The following is a 15,930-nucleotide window of genomic DNA, read 5'->3' as shown; positions in this document are numbered from 1 at the left end:
TGCTCCCAGCGTTACAAGGGCGTCCGAGCCTGGTCCGACGCCAACGATTGAAAAGGTTGCAGCACCGTCATGCGCTCCGTGCCCAGCACCCAGGCAAACCCTGAGTACATCGCCAGCAAACAGGCCAGTCCAACAGCAATGAGCCACTTGGCACAGAGCATGCGCACCGGCACGGCGCGGACTTTGCCTGCCACCGATGGCGCGGCCATCGAGAGCCGATCGCCCCGCACATGCCTGATCTGCCGGTACAGCGCGTCGCGTACCCCTTCCAGCTGAGCACCTCCCCGCTCCATCACGCGGTATTGGCCTTCGAACCCCAGTGACAGGCACAGGTACATCAGCTCCAGCATGGCCACGTGCTTGACAGGGTCACGGGACAATCGCTCCAGCAGCAGGAAAAACTTCTCGCCGCCAAAGGTTTCGTTGTGAAAGCGACTTAACAGGCTTGACCTGGACCAGTCGCTGCAACGGCCCCACGCGGTGGTGACCACCGCCTCGTCAATGACGCTGCACAGCACATAGCGCGCCGACATCACCTGACCCTCCTCACCCCCCAGGTGCAGGGCGTGCGCTTCAAACGTCGTGATGCCCGAAGACAACCGGTCGTTGAGGGTCTGCAGGCTCTCACGGCCGGAGCTGCCCTTGAGCTGCACCACCTGCGACAACAGGTCCCAAGCCGCCGCCACCAGGATGTTGGGGCCCACAGTCAGACTCTGCGCGCTGTGCAGCCGGGCGGTATAGATCATCCTGTCCTCCAGCTGCTCGAAACGCGGCGGCGATGGGAAATCCGTCACCGCCCCCTGCGCCGGACCGCGTCCCTCGCGATCAAGCAAGACGGTTTTTTCGTCCTGCGGGTATTCACTGTCCATCCTCATAGGGTTCAGTTCCTGATAGCCCAGAAGTTGAGTTCCAGCTCGGTAAACTCGCCGCTGGCATGCAGGGCGAATCCACCTGACTGCTCCAACTGCGCGATGTCCTGGGCGCTGAGCTCGAGCATGAAATAGGTCTTGCCCGCGTGGAACGGAATCTGTCGCGGCGCTACGGGCAACGGTTTGATCCTGATACCGGTGAGATGCAGGTTGACCAACTCGCGGATGCGCTCCACAGGTCCAATCTTGAGATGCGCCGGCAGCCGGTGACGCAGCGTTTCCGAATCACACTGGGCGGTTGCCGCCAGGATGAACGTCGCCGTCCCCAGCAACTTGAGGTCACTCACCGGGCATACCAGCACACCGTACTGACGGGGTTGCAGCGTCAACTCAATGGCATGCTGCTCCAGCACCATCGACAGCACCGCGCGCAGGCGCTCCATCAATCCGCGAAAGCTCGCGCCTTGATCACCATGCTGGTAACGCACCTCCAATTGGGCGCGCTTGCTGTCGGTGGCGAACGTGGCCAATTCCCCAAGGATCGACAGCAGCTCGCGATACAACGTTTCCGGGCGCACCTGGGCCTGGCTCATAAAGTGGCGCAACATCAATTCAGCGCGATTGATCAGTTGCAGCATCAGAAGATCGCCCACCTGCGCACCGGCCGACGCGCCATTACCTTGGATGCGCGCGGCAATCGCGTCTCCACGGCTGGCCAACAGACTGATGACCTCCTTGACGCACGACGACACATACCCGGAACCCTGCAAAAAGATGAACGTCGGCACAAAATCGGTATCCAGTCGCACGCCGCCTTCACGGGTGCAGTCCAGCACCTGAGCGACCTGCAGCTTCACATGGAACGGATCACCGGAATGCTCCCCCAGCATCAGGCGCAGGTCCGGACGCGCACAGCTGATCTGGCAACGGGCATCGACACCGGCATTGGAGTCCCCGATCTCCATTTCACAGGCAACATAGCGCGCCAGGATTTCGTGTTGCTCCGACCTGCGCACTTCAATCTGATTGTCGGTAACCAGCGGCAACGCCAGGTACACGGCTTGCCGACCGACGTTGGCAGGCACTTGCAATACCAGAGGTTCCATCGCGCCATTGAGTTCGAACAGGCTACCGTCCGGCAATAGGCCGCTGGCCTGGTTGACGACCACCTTGCCCAGGTTGAGGTACTGCACATCGATGTCCAGGGTCAGGAACCCCCAGGCGTCGCTGCCCAGCAAGCGCGTTCGGTTGAGCTGCTGATGATAGTAGCGGTCGCTGTGCTGCAAGTGCTGGGGCCGCAGCAACATGCCTTCCTGCCAGATAACGTTATGAATGTGCATCTCAATCCTCCGTCCGACCGGTCTGCGGGGCGGCCATGCGAATACCGTTCTGGTCCAGCATTATTCTGGCCCGCGTCCGTTGCTGGGGGGCAACAGGCAGCACCAGTCGCCATTGCACATGGGGCAGGTCGCGATAGGCCGCCAGTACGCCGACATAGCGGCTTTGGGGCTCGACACTGAGTTTGAGCATCAACCGTTCACCGGGCCGCAGCTCCAGCTCTTCGCTGCTGACCCAGTCCTTGGGCAGGGCCTGCTCGGCCCGTCCATAGAGGCTGAAAAAGTCGGCATTCTCGAATGCCACGGGGTGCCGCAGCGCAAGCAAATGCACCACCACCGGTGAAGGACGGCCATGAAGGTCGGGGTTGACCTCGTCACTGGCCATCAACGCCAGGTCCAGCTTGGTCAAGGTCGAAAAGGGTGAAACGCTGCTGCAGCCGGTCAACATGCCCAGTGCCAGCAGTGTTGATGCAACGGTGGTTAGATACATGAACGTCATCCCGGGTAAGCCGCATGCAGGCTGGAGACCAGGCGCACCTGCTCTTCGTAGGCCTTGCAAAAGTCGTTGCGTAATAATTGATCGCCCAACGACGCCTCGTCGGTCAGCCGTCGGTAATAGCGCTGGTACGCCCGCCAATGAGCGCCATCGGTGAGGAGCCTGGGCGGCTTGCCCTCGCGTTCGAAGCACAGCAGCAGATGACCTGGAGCAAAGGCCGCCAGCGCGCTGCGAACGACGGCACCGCAGGCCACCACCAAGGCCAACTGATGAATCTGCAGGTCCCGGCAGGCGTGGGCCACCGCCCGTTCGGGCGGCAGATGCCCCAACTCACCGTCCCCCAACAGCGCCGTCAAGGCCGCCTGGGCGTCTGGACAATCCACCAAGGGGTTCTGCCGCATAAGCGCCGGGGAGGTCCAACCCAGGTGCACCTCACTGCTCAACTCGTCGCGAGTTCGCAGGCTTTGCTGCAAACCTTCGATGGCTTGCCTGAACAACCCGGCCACCTTGATCGCAAGGGCCTCGCGACCCGACGTATCGAGCGCACCCACCTCCATGCCCAACGCCTCGCCGAACTGCGCCCAGAACGTCTCAGGGACTGCGGATGCAGCCACAACGGGCTGCGCAGGTACTACGTCACTGACAGGCTCAGCCCATTGCGGTACGACCAGGTGGTCCTGGTCCACGGTTCCCGGAGAGAACGCTTGGGCGGTCGATTCCGTCAACGTGTTCAATGCCTCCAGCTCTTGCGACGACTCGCCGCGTCGTTGTTCGCGATCCAGTGCCTGAATCGGGTCCAGCCCCAGGAAAGCATCGTCTGGAATCACCTCGCTCCGCCCGAGCGGCGGTCGTTGATGCTCGATCAGTCGGGCACGAATTTCCAACGCCCCCAGTTGGTATACGTCTGCATCACTGATCTGCCGCGCGTGCCCCTTGCGCAAGCGCTCCAGGCTGCCGGATACGCCGATACCGTTGCTGCTGATATCCGTCAAAAAGTAATGGCCGCCGCGAAAACTGACCAAGCCATGGTGGCTGGATATCAAGCGTGCGGTGTCGGGGATGACCCAGTCACACGCCGTCCCACGGCCGATCACACCGCCGACACCATCAAAGGTTTTACGGGCTGGCGGCTCGCCACTGGCGGAGCACACTTCAAGCACTAACTGCATGGCAAGGCTCCCCTGTTCAATGGCCACGACGGCTCGCCTGGGGGTCACCCAGTGGACGGTAGTCAGCATCGTCAAAGACATAATTGGCGTTACAGCCACCCAGCAAACACAGCACAAGCGCCACGGCTTGCCACGGACGAAGAGGCATCAGGAATCTCCCATGAAAGTAAGGTGTCCACGCATACGCTATTCAGCATTCCTCTCGAACATCGCCAACCGGGATCTTCAAGCGTGCCAGGCGGTAGAGCAGCGTGCGTCGTGCGACACCCAACTCCCGCGCGGTACGGGTACGATTGCCACGGTTCTTGTGCAGGCAATCAATCAGGAACACCCGCTCCACTCGCTCCAGGCGTTGACGCAACGTTGCATCGACAGCATCGTTGGCGGGTGCCGGTGACAGGGGCAGGTGCGCCGGCAGGATCACACCGTCGTCACAGAGCAGTACCGCGCGCTCCACCAGGCATTTGAGTTCTCGCACATTGCCGGGGAAGCCATGGCTGGACAGTTGATCCAACGCCGCACTTGACCAGGCCACCGCTACGCGACCCAGCGCAACGCAGGCCTTTTGCGCAAAATGCCGAGCCAACAGCAACGCATCGCCATCACGCTCACGCAAGGCCGGTAACTCAATGGGAAACTGCGCGAGCCGGTAATACAGGTCCTCGCGAAAGCTGCCCTGGGCGACCATCGCGGGAAGATCACGGTGCGTCGCGGCAATAATGCGTACATCGACCTTATGGGCCGTACTGGCACCCAATGGGCGAATCTCGCCCTCCTGTAAAACCCGCAATAACTTGGCCTGCAACGACAACGGCATATCGCCGATTTCATCGAGTAACAATGTGCCGCCATGAGCGGTGTCGAACAAACCGGTGTAGTTGCGTTCAGCCCCCGTGAACGCCCCCTTGCGATAGCCGAACAGTTCGCTTTCCAGCAACCCTTCGGGAAAGGCTGCACAATTTTGCACCACGAAGGCTTTACCACTGCGTGGGCCGGCGGTATGGATGGCGCGCGCCACCACCTCTTTGCCGGTACCGGTCTCGCCATGCAGCAGCACGGTGTAGGGCGTATTCAGCACCTTGCCGATCAAGCGGCACGTTTCATCCATGGCCTTGCTGTTGCCGATCAATCCGAACCTGGCACAGGATCCCGGCGTGCGACACGTAGGCGGCGTGACATTCACCCCAGGACTCAGACGCTGCATCAGTGCAAGCTGCCTCAAGGCAAAGCTGCCCAGTTGAGTCAATGAGCGGGTGTAGTGCTCCAATTGTTTCGGACGCCGGCTGGCGCACAGCAACACGCCCGCGAGAGTCTTGTGCCGACCGAACAACGGCATGCACGTCAACGATTGCCAAGGCGTCGCCATCGCCGGAAGGAACCGGCTTTCATAGACGCTGTTTTCCAGGTCCTCAAGACTCAAGGCTGTGCGCTGACTGAGCACATACTGCAACAGCTGCTCATGTTGGAAATCCACGCCTGAAGCCAGCTCGCCGGATGGCAGCTCCTCTGGCAAATGCTGGGCAATCAGTGCAAGCCGACCCGTCGCCTCGTCGCGCCAATACAACTGGCTGAGTTCGCACTGGCTCAATTGGGCTACCGCCGCGGCACACAGGTCCGGCAAGGTTGTCGCGTCACCATCGATCCCCAGGCGGGTGAACCAACCCAGCATCGCGTCGGCGTACCCCGAGAGATGGGGCAACCGGTTGAAAGCATCTTCCGTCATTGGCTGACCTCACAGACAGGACAACCGCTGCCATCCAGGCCGGCATGCACCCGGGACAGCGATTCGCCCCCGGCCATGGCCTCCAGCAAACGATCCGTCACCTGCGCCAGCAAGTGTGCGTCGATCCATTGATCGATAGAGCGGGCACCGCTGTCACCGTCAGCGCAACGCTCGGCGACACAGGCAACCAGTTCGGGCGTATAGCTGAAGGTGAGCTTGCGCAGTTGCAGCCTTTGCCCCAGATGTTCCAGCTTGAGCCTTGCCAGGTCATGCAGGACTTCGCCCGTGATCGGGTAATACGGCACGACATGCATTCGCGCCAGTAAGGCAGGCTTGAAGTGCTTGCGCAGCAACGGACGAATGGCTTCTTGCAGGACCGCCTCAGCAGGTCGCCGGTCACCTGCGCATAATTGACCGATGCACTCGCTGCCCAGGTTGGAGGTCATCAGGATCAGCGTGTTGCGAAAATCGATTTCCCGCCCTTCCCCGTCATTGGCCAGTCCCCTGTCGAAAATCTGATAGAACAGGTTCACTACTTCCGGATCAGCCTTCTCGACCTCGTCCAGCAGCACGACCGAATACGGGCGTTGGCGCACGGCCTCCGTCAACACGCCGCCCTCGCCAAAACCGATATAACCGGGTGGAGCGCCAATCAGCCGGGAAAGGGAATGCTTTTCCTGGAACTCCGACATGTTAAGGGTGGTGACAAAACGCCGACCGCCGTACAGCAGGTCACCGAGGGCCAGGGCCGTCTCGGTCTTGCCCACACCACTTGGGCCAACCAGCAGGAATACGCCGACCGGGGCATCCGCCTTATTGAGCCCGGTGGCAGCCGCGCGCAGGTTGCGTTCAAGTATCTGCACGGCGTGCTCCTGACCGAGGATGCGCGAACGCAATGCATCGGCAAAGCCCAACACCCTTTCACTGCTTTCCAGGGCCAGTCGTTCGACAGGAATACCCGTCCAGGCGCTGACGACCTGTGCCACCAGACGTGGACAAACCTCAAGGCCGGCCAATGGCTGGCCGTTTTGTTGCGCGTGCAGTACCTGGCGCTGTTGGGCCAAGGCATGTTCAAGGGTGTCGGTGTTCTGCCCTGCACCACGAGCAGCGTCCAATTGCTGGCGCAGCGCGAGCACCTGCTGCGCCGATGCCCGCTGTTCCAACCAGTGTTGCTCCAGATGTTCACGCTCGCGCTCCACGGTCTCCAGGCGCAGGTTCAACGCGTGCAAGGCCTGCTCGTCCACCGGCAGCCCGGCGTCCCTGTCGCGATTCAACGCCTGGCGCTGTCGCGCGCCTTCCGCCTGCTCGGCGTAAAGGCGTTGCAATGCCTCGGGCGCCGTCTCCCAGCTGGTTCTCATGCGGGCGCAGGCGGTGTCCAGCACATCCACCGCCTTGTCGGGCAACTGCCGCCCAGCCAGGTAGCGCGCGCTCATGTGGGCTGCCGTGACAATGGCATCATCCCGCACATACACGCCATGGCTGCGCTCATACGCCGGAACCAGGCCGCGCAGGATCGAAACCGCCTGTTCAACACTGGGTTCGCCGACCTGCACGGGCTGGAAACGCCGCGCCAATGCCGGGTCTTTTTCGAAGTACTTCTTATATTCCGACCACGTGGTGGCGGCGATGGTACGCAACTCGCCACGGGCCAGGGCGGGCTTGAGCAGATTGGCAGCATCGGACCCACCTGCCTGGGCGCCTGCGCCCACCAGTGTATGCGCCTCGTCGATAAACAGGATCACCGGGGTTGGCGAGGCGTTGACTTCATCGATCACGCCTTTGAGGCGCCGTTCGAATTCCCCCTTGATCCCGGTGCCGGCCTGGAGCAGGCCCATATCCAGGGTCAACACCTGTACGTGTTTGAGCGGCTCCGGCACCTCTGCGCTGGCGATACGCAGGGCAAGCCCTTCAACCACAGCGGTTTTACCCACCCCGGCTTCGCCAACCAGGATTGGATTGTTCTTGCGCCTGCGCACGAGTATGTCGATCAATTGGCGGATTTCGGCATCGCGACAAAACACCGGGTCGATACCGCCCTCCCGGGCCTGGCGGGTCAAGTCATGGGTAAAACGCGCCAGCAACGCATCGCCGCCCGGCACAGGGTCGAGTTCAGGCACCTGGCTCAACAAATAACTGCACACACGCTGTGCATCCAACCGACTCAGTACCGCCTGATAACCACTGTCGGCATGTTGTAACGGGTAACGCAACAGCGCCAGTAACAGAGCGCCGTGATCAACGTCCGCCTGCCGAAGCTCCAGGCGGGCCACCATCAGGGCGTGCTGCAGCCATTGCACCAGGGCCTGGGCAAACACCGGATTACACGAGGCATTCGTGCCAGCTTTGGGGTGCAGGGCCGCCTGCAGTTCGCCTGGCTCGACACCTGCATCCACCAACGCCCTTACCAGAGTACCGTGGGGGTATTCCAGCAGGGTCAACAGCAGGTCCTCCACCAACACTTCCCTGCCGCCGCGGGTCACGCAACGTTCCGCCGAGCGCTCAAGGTCTCGGCGCGCCTGGGGAGTTAATTTCTGGATAAGTTGCTGCAGGTCCACATTCTTCATAATCATTCATCCCTAATCAGCGTTGCTGGCCACAATGACCACACCGTCGGCACACCCATGGGCCAGCCAAGTGGTCCAGCCGAGGCGGCAGACGTTGTGTTCGCCGAGGTGCAACGGCCTAATCTCCTCCTTGAGCAGTACCAGACGCAGGTCATAGGCCAGAGGGTCGCGCACCGTCAGCCGTAGCAATGCGCACAACAACGGGTAGTCCACACCCGTGGGTAGAAACTCATGGAAACGCTGCCAGCCCAGGTCCTGCACATGCACCCTGAACTTGCCGCTGCAGTCGGTGACCCGACAACCCAGCACCTGGTCATGACCGAGCACACTGTTGGTAGCACCCAGCCGATTCTGCTGGGGGACGGCAATGACCACCGAGCGTTCCACCCACTGCTCGACGAACAAGCGGGTGTGCTTGAAGTAGTAACGCAGCACCGTCTCGATCAAGGCTGCCGAATGGGCCCGCAGGCTGAGCAACCCCAGGTAGGGTAATAGCCGTTTGCAGTTCAATTGGGCAGTCGCGCGCAGGTGATGGCCCTTCAACCCGATCAGGGCAAACATCTGCTCGGAAAAGACATCCCGGGCGCCAGCCTGGAAACACGCCCGGTAGCGGTACTTGCGCCAGATCGGCAGCATCAGCCGCTGCAACCGATGATGAAACAGGTCGAGAAAGTCCCGGGTAGCCTGACCTCCCGCACCGTCAACAATCGCCTGCTCGCCATAAAATGCCGGCAATGGCGAACCTGAGCCGCACAGCCCCAGCACGTTGAGGCAAAGACGCGCGCGCAATTGACCGTGTTCAACAAAAAACTCCACCCGTTCAATATCATGACCGGGGAAACCAAGACCTGGGTTGGCTTGAAACTCCAACTGGTCATACAGCGCGTCGTCATCCAGCATCGGATGAGCATCGCGTAAACGCCTGATCACCTGCAAAACCGCCTGGAACAGCGAGTATTCGCGGATGACGCTGGACAGTGCCGTCAAAGCAGGGGCTGCTGGCCCATCCGGGGTGGCCATAGGTACACGTCTCCTTGTGTGCTGATGACTCGCAATTCGTGATAGGTATTAAGGCTGGCGTAAAGCGCGAAGAATTCGTTGAGCACCGACGCGAACACAAACACCTCGCCCTGGCCAAGAAAACCTTGTGGATCAATCGTCAGGTCGATTCGTAAGCCCCTGACCGGCAAGCCACGGTGCAGTCGGTCAACAGCCGAGTGCCTGATGGATCGCATTGCGCCAAGCTTTCGCTCACTGACTTTCTGCGCCTGTCGGTCGTGGTAGCGCGGCAGGTCGTAGGTTTCGAGGATGACCTGCAAGGCATTGATGTCGCTCAATGACAGGTAGTTGAGCGACATGTTGCTGATGAGCCGCCAGAGAAAATCCTGCTCCAGGGGCGGCGAAAAACTCGCGGTCGGCGTGCAGATATTACGAAACGACAACCCTTCCGGTGTCTGCTCGCAAGCCTGGTTGATCTCCCCGATCTGAAGCAGCCGAGGCAGGTCGTGGTTGGTACACGTCAGCTCGACCGACAGGGTTTCCGGGCCAAGCTCCGGTGCATTGGAAAAACCTAGCCAGGTATCGAGGCCCGCGTGCTGTGCCGATGCATGTTGGCGAATGCTGTAGCTGGCGGAGGCCGCCGACAGTGCGTTATCGCTGTCATGCTCGAAGGATTCGAACGGTACGTAGGTCCGATATCCCGACCCGCCGGGACGCCAACCGGTGACACTGTCCACGGAAAATACACAGGCGTTTTCCCGTGAGTATTCCCCCGGTATCACCAGGTATTCGTCCTGCTTGCCGTCCAGGCGGATCGGTACGGCGTCATGTTTGAACAAATTGGCGATGGGCGTGCAGTACAGCTTCACGTTGTCCAGGGTGGGGTGATGGGGCTCACGCCATGGGTTGCGCAGTTTGAAACGCAGCACCACTGCACGCACCTGCTTGAGCAACTCATGGGGCAAACCGTGCAGTACATCCAGCCCCACCACGTCGACAAACAGGTACTTGTCAGGAAAGGCGAAGTACTCCTGCAAATGACGATATCCATGAAAGGTATTCATTGGATACGGAATCAACGCCTGCTCCTCGCTGAATCCCACGGGACGTACCGGGTCGGCGCCCAATCGCAACGAGAGGGGTTGCCCATCCTCGCCAATGACCGGCAGGCCATCGCGGCCCAAAGGTAGCAACTCGATACCCTCGAGATGACGCAACAGGCTCAGGTACAACCCTTGGCCGATGTAGCGGTCACCCGCCAGGTGCAGGCGTAGTTGATCGAACGTCCATTCACTGAAGTTGCCCTCGGCACTCATGCCCAGGCGCAGGCTCAACAGCGCATCTTCACCCTGGACGCTGTAATCCAGGGCGCTCAGTTGCAGCGGCAGGACTTGGGTGGCGTAACAGGTACGGAAGCGGCAACGCTCGCCCTTGACGGCGGCACTTTCGACCGGGGTATCCCGCGCGACCATCACCCCAGGGCCGACGTGCTTCAACGGATCAAACTGCAAGATGCTGAACGCGGGCATCGGCCGCATGTAGTTGGGCCATAGCAAATGCATCAAGGAATGAGTCAGCTCAGGCAGCTCATCATCCAGTTTCTGGCGCAAGCGACCGGTGAGAAACGCGAAGCCCTCCAGCAAACGCTCCACGTCCGGGTCCTGGCCAGGGTCGGCAAGAAACGGCGCGAGCGCAGGGTTGCGTTCAGAGAAACGCCGCCCGAGTTGGCGCAACGCACTCAGCTCGCTCTGGTAATAGCGATTAAAGGACATCCGGCAAAACCTCAACCCGTCCGGGCTCGCAGAGTCGTGCAACGAACACCACAGGCTGCTTGACACCCGCCGCCATCAGCGTGGCCTCAATGGAGAACGCCTGGGCCAGAGGGTCGTGATCGCGCGGCAATGCCGTAACCCGCACCTGCTTCAATCGTGGCTCGTAGGCCCGTATGAATCGCTCTATCAACAAGCGCGACTGGCTTAATGACTCATGCAGGCTCTGGTTCATGTCATTAAGATCGGGCAAGCCGTAGTCCGGTAATGTCTGAACACTGCCCGCACGGATACTGAGCATTTTCCCCAGGTGACTGGCAATGGACGTCACGCCACAGGCATGTACGGCCGCCGGGCGTTCGAGGCGCTCGAAAAGGCTATGTTTGTGGGGCATTCCCTGACCTTCTTTCATTCTTTGTCGAGCTTGCCAACCAGAGACAGGGTGAAGTCCGCCCCCATGTACTTGAAGTGCGGTCGCACACTCAGTTTGACGCGGTACCAGCCAGGCTCGCCCTCTACGTCACTGACAACGATGCGCGCCGCTCGCAACGGGCGCCGCCCACGCACTTCGGCGCTGGGGTTTTCCTGGTCGGCGACGTACTGGCGAATCCACTTGTTGAGCTCCAGCTCGAGGTCTGTGCGCTCTTTCCACGAACCCAGCTGTTCACGCTGCAATACCTTCAGGTAGTGGGCCAGCCGGTTGACAACCATCATGTAGGGCAACTGGGTCCCCAGGCGATAGTTCAGCTCCGCGTCCTTGCCCTCTGCGCTGATGCCGAACTGTTTGGGTTTCTGCACCGAACTGGCGGAAAAAAACGCGGCATTGTCACTGCCCTTGCGCATCGTCAAGGCAATGAAGCCCTCTTGCGCAAGTTCATATTCGCGGCGATCGGACACCAGCACTTCGGTGGGAATCTTGGTTTCGATTTCGCCCATGCTTTGGAAGTGGTGCAACGGCAAGTCTTCCACGGCCCCTCCGCTCTGCGGACCGATGATGTTCGGGCACCAGCGGAACCGCGCGAAGCTTTCGGTCAGGCGTGTGGCGAAGGCATAGGCGGTATTGCCCCACAGGTAATGCTCGTGGCTGCTCACCACGTTTTCCTGGTAGGCAAAGGTCTTGACCGGGCACTCAAGGGGATCATAGGGCGTACGGAGCAGGAAGCGCGGGACGGTCAGGCCGATATAACGCGCATCTTCGCTCTGGCGAAAGCTTTGCCATTTGACAAATTGCGGCCCTTCGAAATGGTCCTTGAGATCCTTGAGGTCAGGCAGTCCTGTGAAGCTTTCCAGCCCGAAGAACGCCGGCCCAGCTGCTGCGATGAAAGGCGCGTGCGCCATGCACGCGACGCTGGCAGCGTATTGCATCAGTTTCACATCGGGCGCGCTGGGGGACAGAAAGTAATTGGCAATGATCGCGCCCACGGGCTGACCACCAAATTGACCGTACTCAGCGCTGTAGACATGTTTGTACAACCCGGATTGAGTCACTTCCGGTGAATCTTCGAAATCCTCCAGCAAATCTTGCCGGGAGACGTTCAACAGTTCGATCTTGATGTTTTCACGAAAATTGGTGCGGTCGACCAGCAATTGCAAACCTTTCCAGGAAGCTTCCAGGGCCTGGAACTCCGGATGGTGCAGGATTTCATCCATTTGCTGGCTGAGCTTCATATCGATCTCGGCAATCATTCGGTCGACCAGGCGCTTCTTGACGGGCTCGCCGTGGTTCTGTGGTTTGATCAACTCCTCGATAAAGGCCGAGACACCCCGCTTGGCAATGGCATAGGCCTCGTCATCCGCACTCAGCAGTGTTTGGGCAATGATGTTGTCGAGGATGCTGTAATCCTCACTGGTGTGTTCCGGTATCGGATTCTGTCGGGTGGTCATGCGGTCAGTGTCCTTTTACTGAAATGTCAGGCGGTGTGGTCGCTCAGCTCCAACTCGGCCAATACCCGGGCGCGGGACTCGTCATCCGCCAGGGCGTGCTCAATGGCTTTGCGAAAGCTTGGTGTATTGCCCAGCGGCCCTTTGAGCGCCATGAGTGCTTCACGCAATGCCATCAGCTTGTGCAATTCGGGTATCTGCTCCACCAGGTTCGCGGGATTGAAGTCCTTCATGGCATTGATCCGCACCTCAATGGCCAGCTCCTCGACTTCAGCACACTCCTGCAGGCGATTGGGTACGTTCAGCGTCAGGCTTAATGCTTGCTTGGCCAGCACTTCATCAAGGGTGTTCTTGTCGATGGCAATGGGCTTGCGGTCTTCAAGCTTGCGTACATCCTCACGCTGGGTGAAGTCACCCAGCACCAGCAGCTTCAACGGCAGTTCAACTTCATCCTGCGCACCGCCGATGGCAGGCTTGAAGGTGATATTGATACGTTCCCTGGGCGCTACCGAACCTTCTTTGGCCATCGTGTTTCTCCTTTTCCAAGTGGCTCGAAAGCCTATTCAAGTACCGCTTCAAGATCGAAGAGGCACAGCCTGCGATGGGTGTCTTCCTTACGCTCGCGTACGGCCTGGTTTTGTGGCAACACGTCACAGCAACGGTGCAGCAACTGGATGACTTGCAAGGCCAACTCCGGCTCCCAGTGCTCCAGGCCCCTGCGTTGCAGCTCGTTGTCGAGGTGTTCGAGCTGGATCTTCGCCAACTCGTGTTTGCCCGCCTGCCCGCACAGGCGCGCCTGGGCAAGTCGCCAATGAAAACGGGCACGATCGCTATGAGCCGCATGCATGCCTTGCTTGAGTTCATGGACGGCCGCCTTGAGCCCGTCCTGGCGCAGCCGCAGCCGTGCCACTTGCAAGGCCACCTCCCAAGGCTCGGCGTCGGCATCCGCCACGGTCGGTGATTCGGGCCATTGCAGATGACGCGCAACCTGCTGCGCGATCCAGTCACGCGTGGGACCGTCGGCAAAAGGAGCGCCATCGTGAAAACGAAACTCGGGCAGGTGGGGCAGGCGCTGCAGCAACAGGGCGAAGTTCACTTCCAGCTCAGTCATGGCCAGGTCGGCCTGCAGGGCTTCCAGGCACTGCCAGACCATGTACAACCCGTCGAACCAGAACAGCGCACCGGCGAGGCTGGCCTCGAGCTCGAGCATCAAGTCGGTGTAATGACCTTGGGCAAGCCGCTCCTGGTAACGCTTGAGCTTGTCGGGTGCAGGCCCGCGCAAGGTGGTGATCCGTTCGCTGTCAGCGTCCGGGTAGCTGACGAGGGTCAGCCAGGTTAGCGCCCGGTTCAGACGCAGCGCGCGCAGGTCGGTGGCGTTCTGGCGTAACCACCAGGCACACAGAGGACGGGCCTGATCCTGTAAGGCGCGCAGCAACTTGTGGGCATCTTTCTCGGTGCTCACCACGACCTCGGCATTCTGCAACAGGGTGGTCACCTGCTTGACCTGCTCCTGCGCGGCAACACCGCCCAGGGTCGCGACCGGAGAATCGCCTTGCGCAGCACGCTCCAACCGCTGGGCCAGTTGCCTGCGAATCGGCAGGAACGGCGACGCGCTATCTTCAAGGCGCTCGACACAACACTCATCGAGACACACCAGATGTTCAAGCACGGATTCGAACAAGGGCTGCTGGTCCTGCAGCGACAGGCTTTGCGCGAAGAGGGGCTCGAGGCGCCCCGCCAGCCAACTGAAGGCTGCGCCACGAGTACGCGGTTTTTCGGGATAGACCGCGGACCAATGATGCACACAGAGATAGCGCAATAACCCAAGGCCGGCCAACAGTCCTGGAAAGGACTTCTGTTGATGCAATGCCCAGGTCAGCCAGACGACAATCCGCAGATCCTTGGATTGTTGACGCAACAGGTATTCACCGGTTTCCAGGACCTTCTGCCAGTCGGTCTGGACGCCCCCATGAATGGATTGCGCCTTGCCCAATTCGAACTCCAGAATTTCATACTCACTTGAATAGCGCATATCGCTGCCGGCAAAACTCGTCAGCGTGCAGGGCGACCGTGCAAGTTCAAGGTAGTCGTTATAAAGTTTTTCTGAATAAGACATTCGGCACAATTACCCAAAACAAAAAAGTCAGAGCATTAATATTTAAACCATCTATCAAATCGCCATCTAACCTTCGCCCCACCGCTGCAAAGTTCGTAAACCTTAGCCATGCAAACAGCATTCAACAAGCAGAGCCCCAACACTTAAGCCGTTTCCTACAACCACCATAATTCGAGGCCTGCGCAGGGTTTTGCGCAGTTAAACCTTCATCTGGCCCCGAGCATCTTTGCCTAGCCCAATACCAACAACCCCAATTCCATGAGCAACTAAATGCGCACTTATGCGCAACGTATTCTGCATATATTCGATTAAATCACCCTCCCCCGAGCAAAAAGCCGCTCCGTTAACCGCTGACGCCAGTGTTTTTATTGAGCCTGATACTTTCGGGCACGCTTCTTGTTAATGAGAGTTGCCCGACCGGCACCATGACCGGTTGGAACAACTCATCAATCAGGCAAGGAAACCCGTCATGCCAACACCCGCGTATCTTTCCATCACCGGTGTCAAACAAGGTTTGATTACGGCAGGCACATTTACCCAGGACTCGGTAGGCAACATTTATCAGGAAGGTCATGAAGACCAGATTCTGGTCCAGGCCTTTGCTCATCAAGTAATCATCCCCCGCGATCCGCAGTCGGGTCAGCCGACAGGCCAGAGGGTCCATAAGCCGCTGATGATCAGCAAGGTCTTCGATAAGTCATCGCCCTTGCTGTTCAGCGCATTGACCAGCGGTGAAGAGGTCAAATGCCGACTGGAGTGGTTCCGCACATCATCGGCCGGCACCCAGGAGCACTACTTCACGATAGAACTGGAGGGCGCGACGCTCGTGGACATCCAGTCCCGCATGCCCAATTGCCAGGACCCGGACAATGCCCACTTCACTCACCTTGAGGATGTGTACTTCACCTATCGCAAGATCGTGTGGACCCACGAAGTGTCGGGCACATCCGGATCGGATGACTGGCGCAGCCCGGTAGCGGGCTAAGTCGGACCTGAGCAGGAACGGG

At 59.8% G+C, this 15,930-nt stretch carries 14 protein-coding genes; 1 reads left to right on the top strand and 13 read right to left on the bottom strand.

The window, feature by feature from the left end; translation table 11 throughout:
* Positions 1-11: 11 nt before the first annotated feature.
* Genes icmH through tssA form a run of 13 tightly spaced genes read right to left on the bottom strand, consistent with a single transcriptional unit; the run spans position 12 to position 14,923 of the window.
* Positions 12-875, bottom strand: coding sequence for a type IVB secretion system protein IcmH/DotU (icmH, locus tag BB029_RS29820; RefSeq protein ID WP_174557018.1), 864 nt, complete (start codon positions 873-875; stop codon positions 12-14).
* Positions 876-880: 5 nt separating this feature from the next.
* Positions 881-2,209 carry a type VI secretion system baseplate subunit TssK gene (tssK, locus tag BB029_RS29815; protein WP_065941994.1) on the bottom strand — a complete coding sequence of 443 codons (1,329 nt, stop codon included), beginning with the start codon at positions 2,207-2,209 and terminating at the stop codon, positions 881-883.
* A 1-nt stretch (position 2,210) separates the two neighbouring features.
* A complete protein-coding gene (gene tssJ / locus BB029_RS29810; RefSeq protein WP_065942124.1) occupies positions 2,211-2,696 on the bottom strand; it encodes a type VI secretion system lipoprotein TssJ in 486 nt (161 codons plus the stop codon).
* Positions 2,697-2,701: 5 nt separating this feature from the next.
* The gene (tagH, locus tag BB029_RS29805; protein ID WP_065942125.1) at positions 2,702-3,871 is read right to left on the bottom strand and encodes a type VI secretion system-associated FHA domain protein TagH; all 1,170 of its coding nucleotides are present in this window, start codon (positions 3,869-3,871) and stop codon (positions 2,702-2,704) included.
* 16 nt (positions 3,872-3,887) lie between these two features.
* Positions 3,888-4,019 (bottom strand): type VI secretion protein, encoded by a 132-nt coding sequence (locus BB029_RS32640; protein ID WP_083236517.1) that lies wholly within the window; start codon positions 4,017-4,019, stop codon positions 3,888-3,890.
* A gap of 42 nt (positions 4,020-4,061) precedes the next feature.
* Positions 4,062-5,594, bottom strand: coding sequence for a sigma-54-dependent Fis family transcriptional regulator (locus BB029_RS29800; RefSeq protein ID WP_065941993.1), 1,533 nt, complete (start codon positions 5,592-5,594; stop codon positions 4,062-4,064).
* Positions 5,591-8,158: a type VI secretion system ATPase TssH gene (gene tssH, locus BB029_RS29795; protein ID WP_065941992.1), complete on the bottom strand. Its 2,568-nt coding sequence runs from the start codon at positions 8,156-8,158 to the stop codon at positions 5,591-5,593. Before tssH ends, BB029_RS29800 begins: the two co-directional genes overlap by 4 nt.
* A 12-nt stretch (positions 8,159-8,170) precedes the next feature.
* Positions 8,171-9,178: a type VI secretion system baseplate subunit TssG gene (gene tssG, locus BB029_RS29790; RefSeq protein WP_065941991.1), complete on the bottom strand. Its 1,008-nt coding sequence runs from the start codon at positions 9,176-9,178 to the stop codon at positions 8,171-8,173.
* Entirely contained in the window at positions 9,142-10,929 is a 1,788-nt protein-coding gene (gene tssF / locus BB029_RS29785) for a type VI secretion system baseplate subunit TssF (protein ID WP_065941990.1), read from the bottom strand. The genes tssG and tssF overlap by 37 nt, the downstream gene beginning before the upstream one ends.
* Complete coding sequence (gene tssE, locus BB029_RS29780) at positions 10,919-11,320, bottom strand: type VI secretion system baseplate subunit TssE (protein ID WP_065941989.1); 402 nt, start codon at positions 11,318-11,320, stop codon at positions 10,919-10,921. Before tssE ends, tssF begins: the two co-directional genes overlap by 11 nt.
* Before the next feature lie 14 nt (positions 11,321-11,334).
* On the bottom strand, positions 11,335-12,810 hold the full coding sequence (gene tssC / locus BB029_RS29775) for a type VI secretion system contractile sheath large subunit (protein WP_065941988.1): 1,476 nt from the start codon (positions 12,808-12,810) through the stop codon (positions 11,335-11,337).
* 26 nt (positions 12,811-12,836) lie between these two features.
* Positions 12,837-13,334 carry a type VI secretion system contractile sheath small subunit gene (gene tssB, locus BB029_RS29770; RefSeq protein WP_065941987.1) on the bottom strand — a complete coding sequence of 166 codons (498 nt, stop codon included), beginning with the start codon at positions 13,332-13,334 and terminating at the stop codon, positions 12,837-12,839.
* 32 nt (positions 13,335-13,366) lie between these two features.
* Entirely contained in the window at positions 13,367-14,923 is a 1,557-nt protein-coding gene (gene tssA, locus BB029_RS29765; RefSeq protein WP_065941986.1) for a type VI secretion system protein TssA, read from the bottom strand.
* A gap of 469 nt (positions 14,924-15,392) precedes the next feature.
* On the opposite strand from tssA, the gene BB029_RS29760 reads away from it, so the two are divergent.
* Positions 15,393-15,908, top strand: coding sequence for an Hcp family type VI secretion system effector (locus BB029_RS29760; protein WP_048729440.1), 516 nt, complete (start codon positions 15,393-15,395; stop codon positions 15,906-15,908).
* Positions 15,909-15,930: the final 22 nt, after the last annotated feature.

This window comes from Pseudomonas sp. S3E12, assembly GCF_001702295.1.
Classification (GTDB): Bacteria; Pseudomonadota; Gammaproteobacteria; order Pseudomonadales; family Pseudomonadaceae; genus Aquipseudomonas; species Aquipseudomonas marginalis.
The sequence above is the reverse complement of the archived record's forward strand: the minus strand, read 5'-3'. Positions and strand labels throughout refer to the sequence as shown.

What these genes read in the sequence shown, in the direction of transcription:
- icmH (WP_174557018.1), bottom strand. Translation starts at nt 875, where the DNA reads ATGAGGATGGACAGTGAATACCCGCAGGACGAAAAAACCGTCTTGCTT.
- tssK (WP_065941994.1), bottom strand. Translation starts at nt 2,209, where the DNA reads ATGCACATTCATAACGTTATCTGGCAGGAAGGCATGTTGCTGCGGCCC.
- tssJ (WP_065942124.1), bottom strand. Translation starts at nt 2,696, where the DNA reads ATGTATCTAACCACCGTTGCATCAACACTGCTGGCACTGGGCATGTTG.
- tagH (WP_065942125.1), bottom strand. Translation starts at nt 3,871, where the DNA reads ATGCAGTTAGTGCTTGAAGTGTGCTCCGCCAGTGGCGAGCCGCCAGCC.
- BB029_RS32640 (WP_083236517.1), bottom strand. Translation starts at nt 4,019, where the DNA reads ATGCCTCTTCGTCCGTGGCAAGCCGTGGCGCTTGTGCTGTGTTTGCTG.
- BB029_RS29800 (WP_065941993.1), bottom strand. Translation starts at nt 5,594, where the DNA reads ATGACGGAAGATGCTTTCAACCGGTTGCCCCATCTCTCGGGGTACGCC.
- tssH (WP_065941992.1), bottom strand. Translation starts at nt 8,158, where the DNA reads ATGAAGAATGTGGACCTGCAGCAACTTATCCAGAAATTAACTCCCCAG.
- tssG (WP_065941991.1), bottom strand. Translation starts at nt 9,178, where the DNA reads ATGGCCACCCCGGATGGGCCAGCAGCCCCTGCTTTGACGGCACTGTCC.
- tssF (WP_065941990.1), bottom strand. Translation starts at nt 10,929, where the DNA reads ATGTCCTTTAATCGCTATTACCAGAGCGAGCTGAGTGCGTTGCGCCAA.
- tssE (WP_065941989.1), bottom strand. Translation starts at nt 11,320, where the DNA reads ATGCCCCACAAACATAGCCTTTTCGAGCGCCTCGAACGCCCGGCGGCC.
- tssC (WP_065941988.1), bottom strand. Translation starts at nt 12,810, where the DNA reads ATGACCACCCGACAGAATCCGATACCGGAACACACCAGTGAGGATTAC.
- tssB (WP_065941987.1), bottom strand. Translation starts at nt 13,334, where the DNA reads ATGGCCAAAGAAGGTTCGGTAGCGCCCAGGGAACGTATCAATATCACC.
- tssA (WP_065941986.1), bottom strand. Translation starts at nt 14,923, where the DNA reads ATGTCTTATTCAGAAAAACTTTATAACGACTACCTTGAACTTGCACGG.
- BB029_RS29760 (WP_048729440.1), top strand. Translation starts at nt 15,393, where the DNA reads ATGCCAACACCCGCGTATCTTTCCATCACCGGTGTCAAACAAGGTTTG.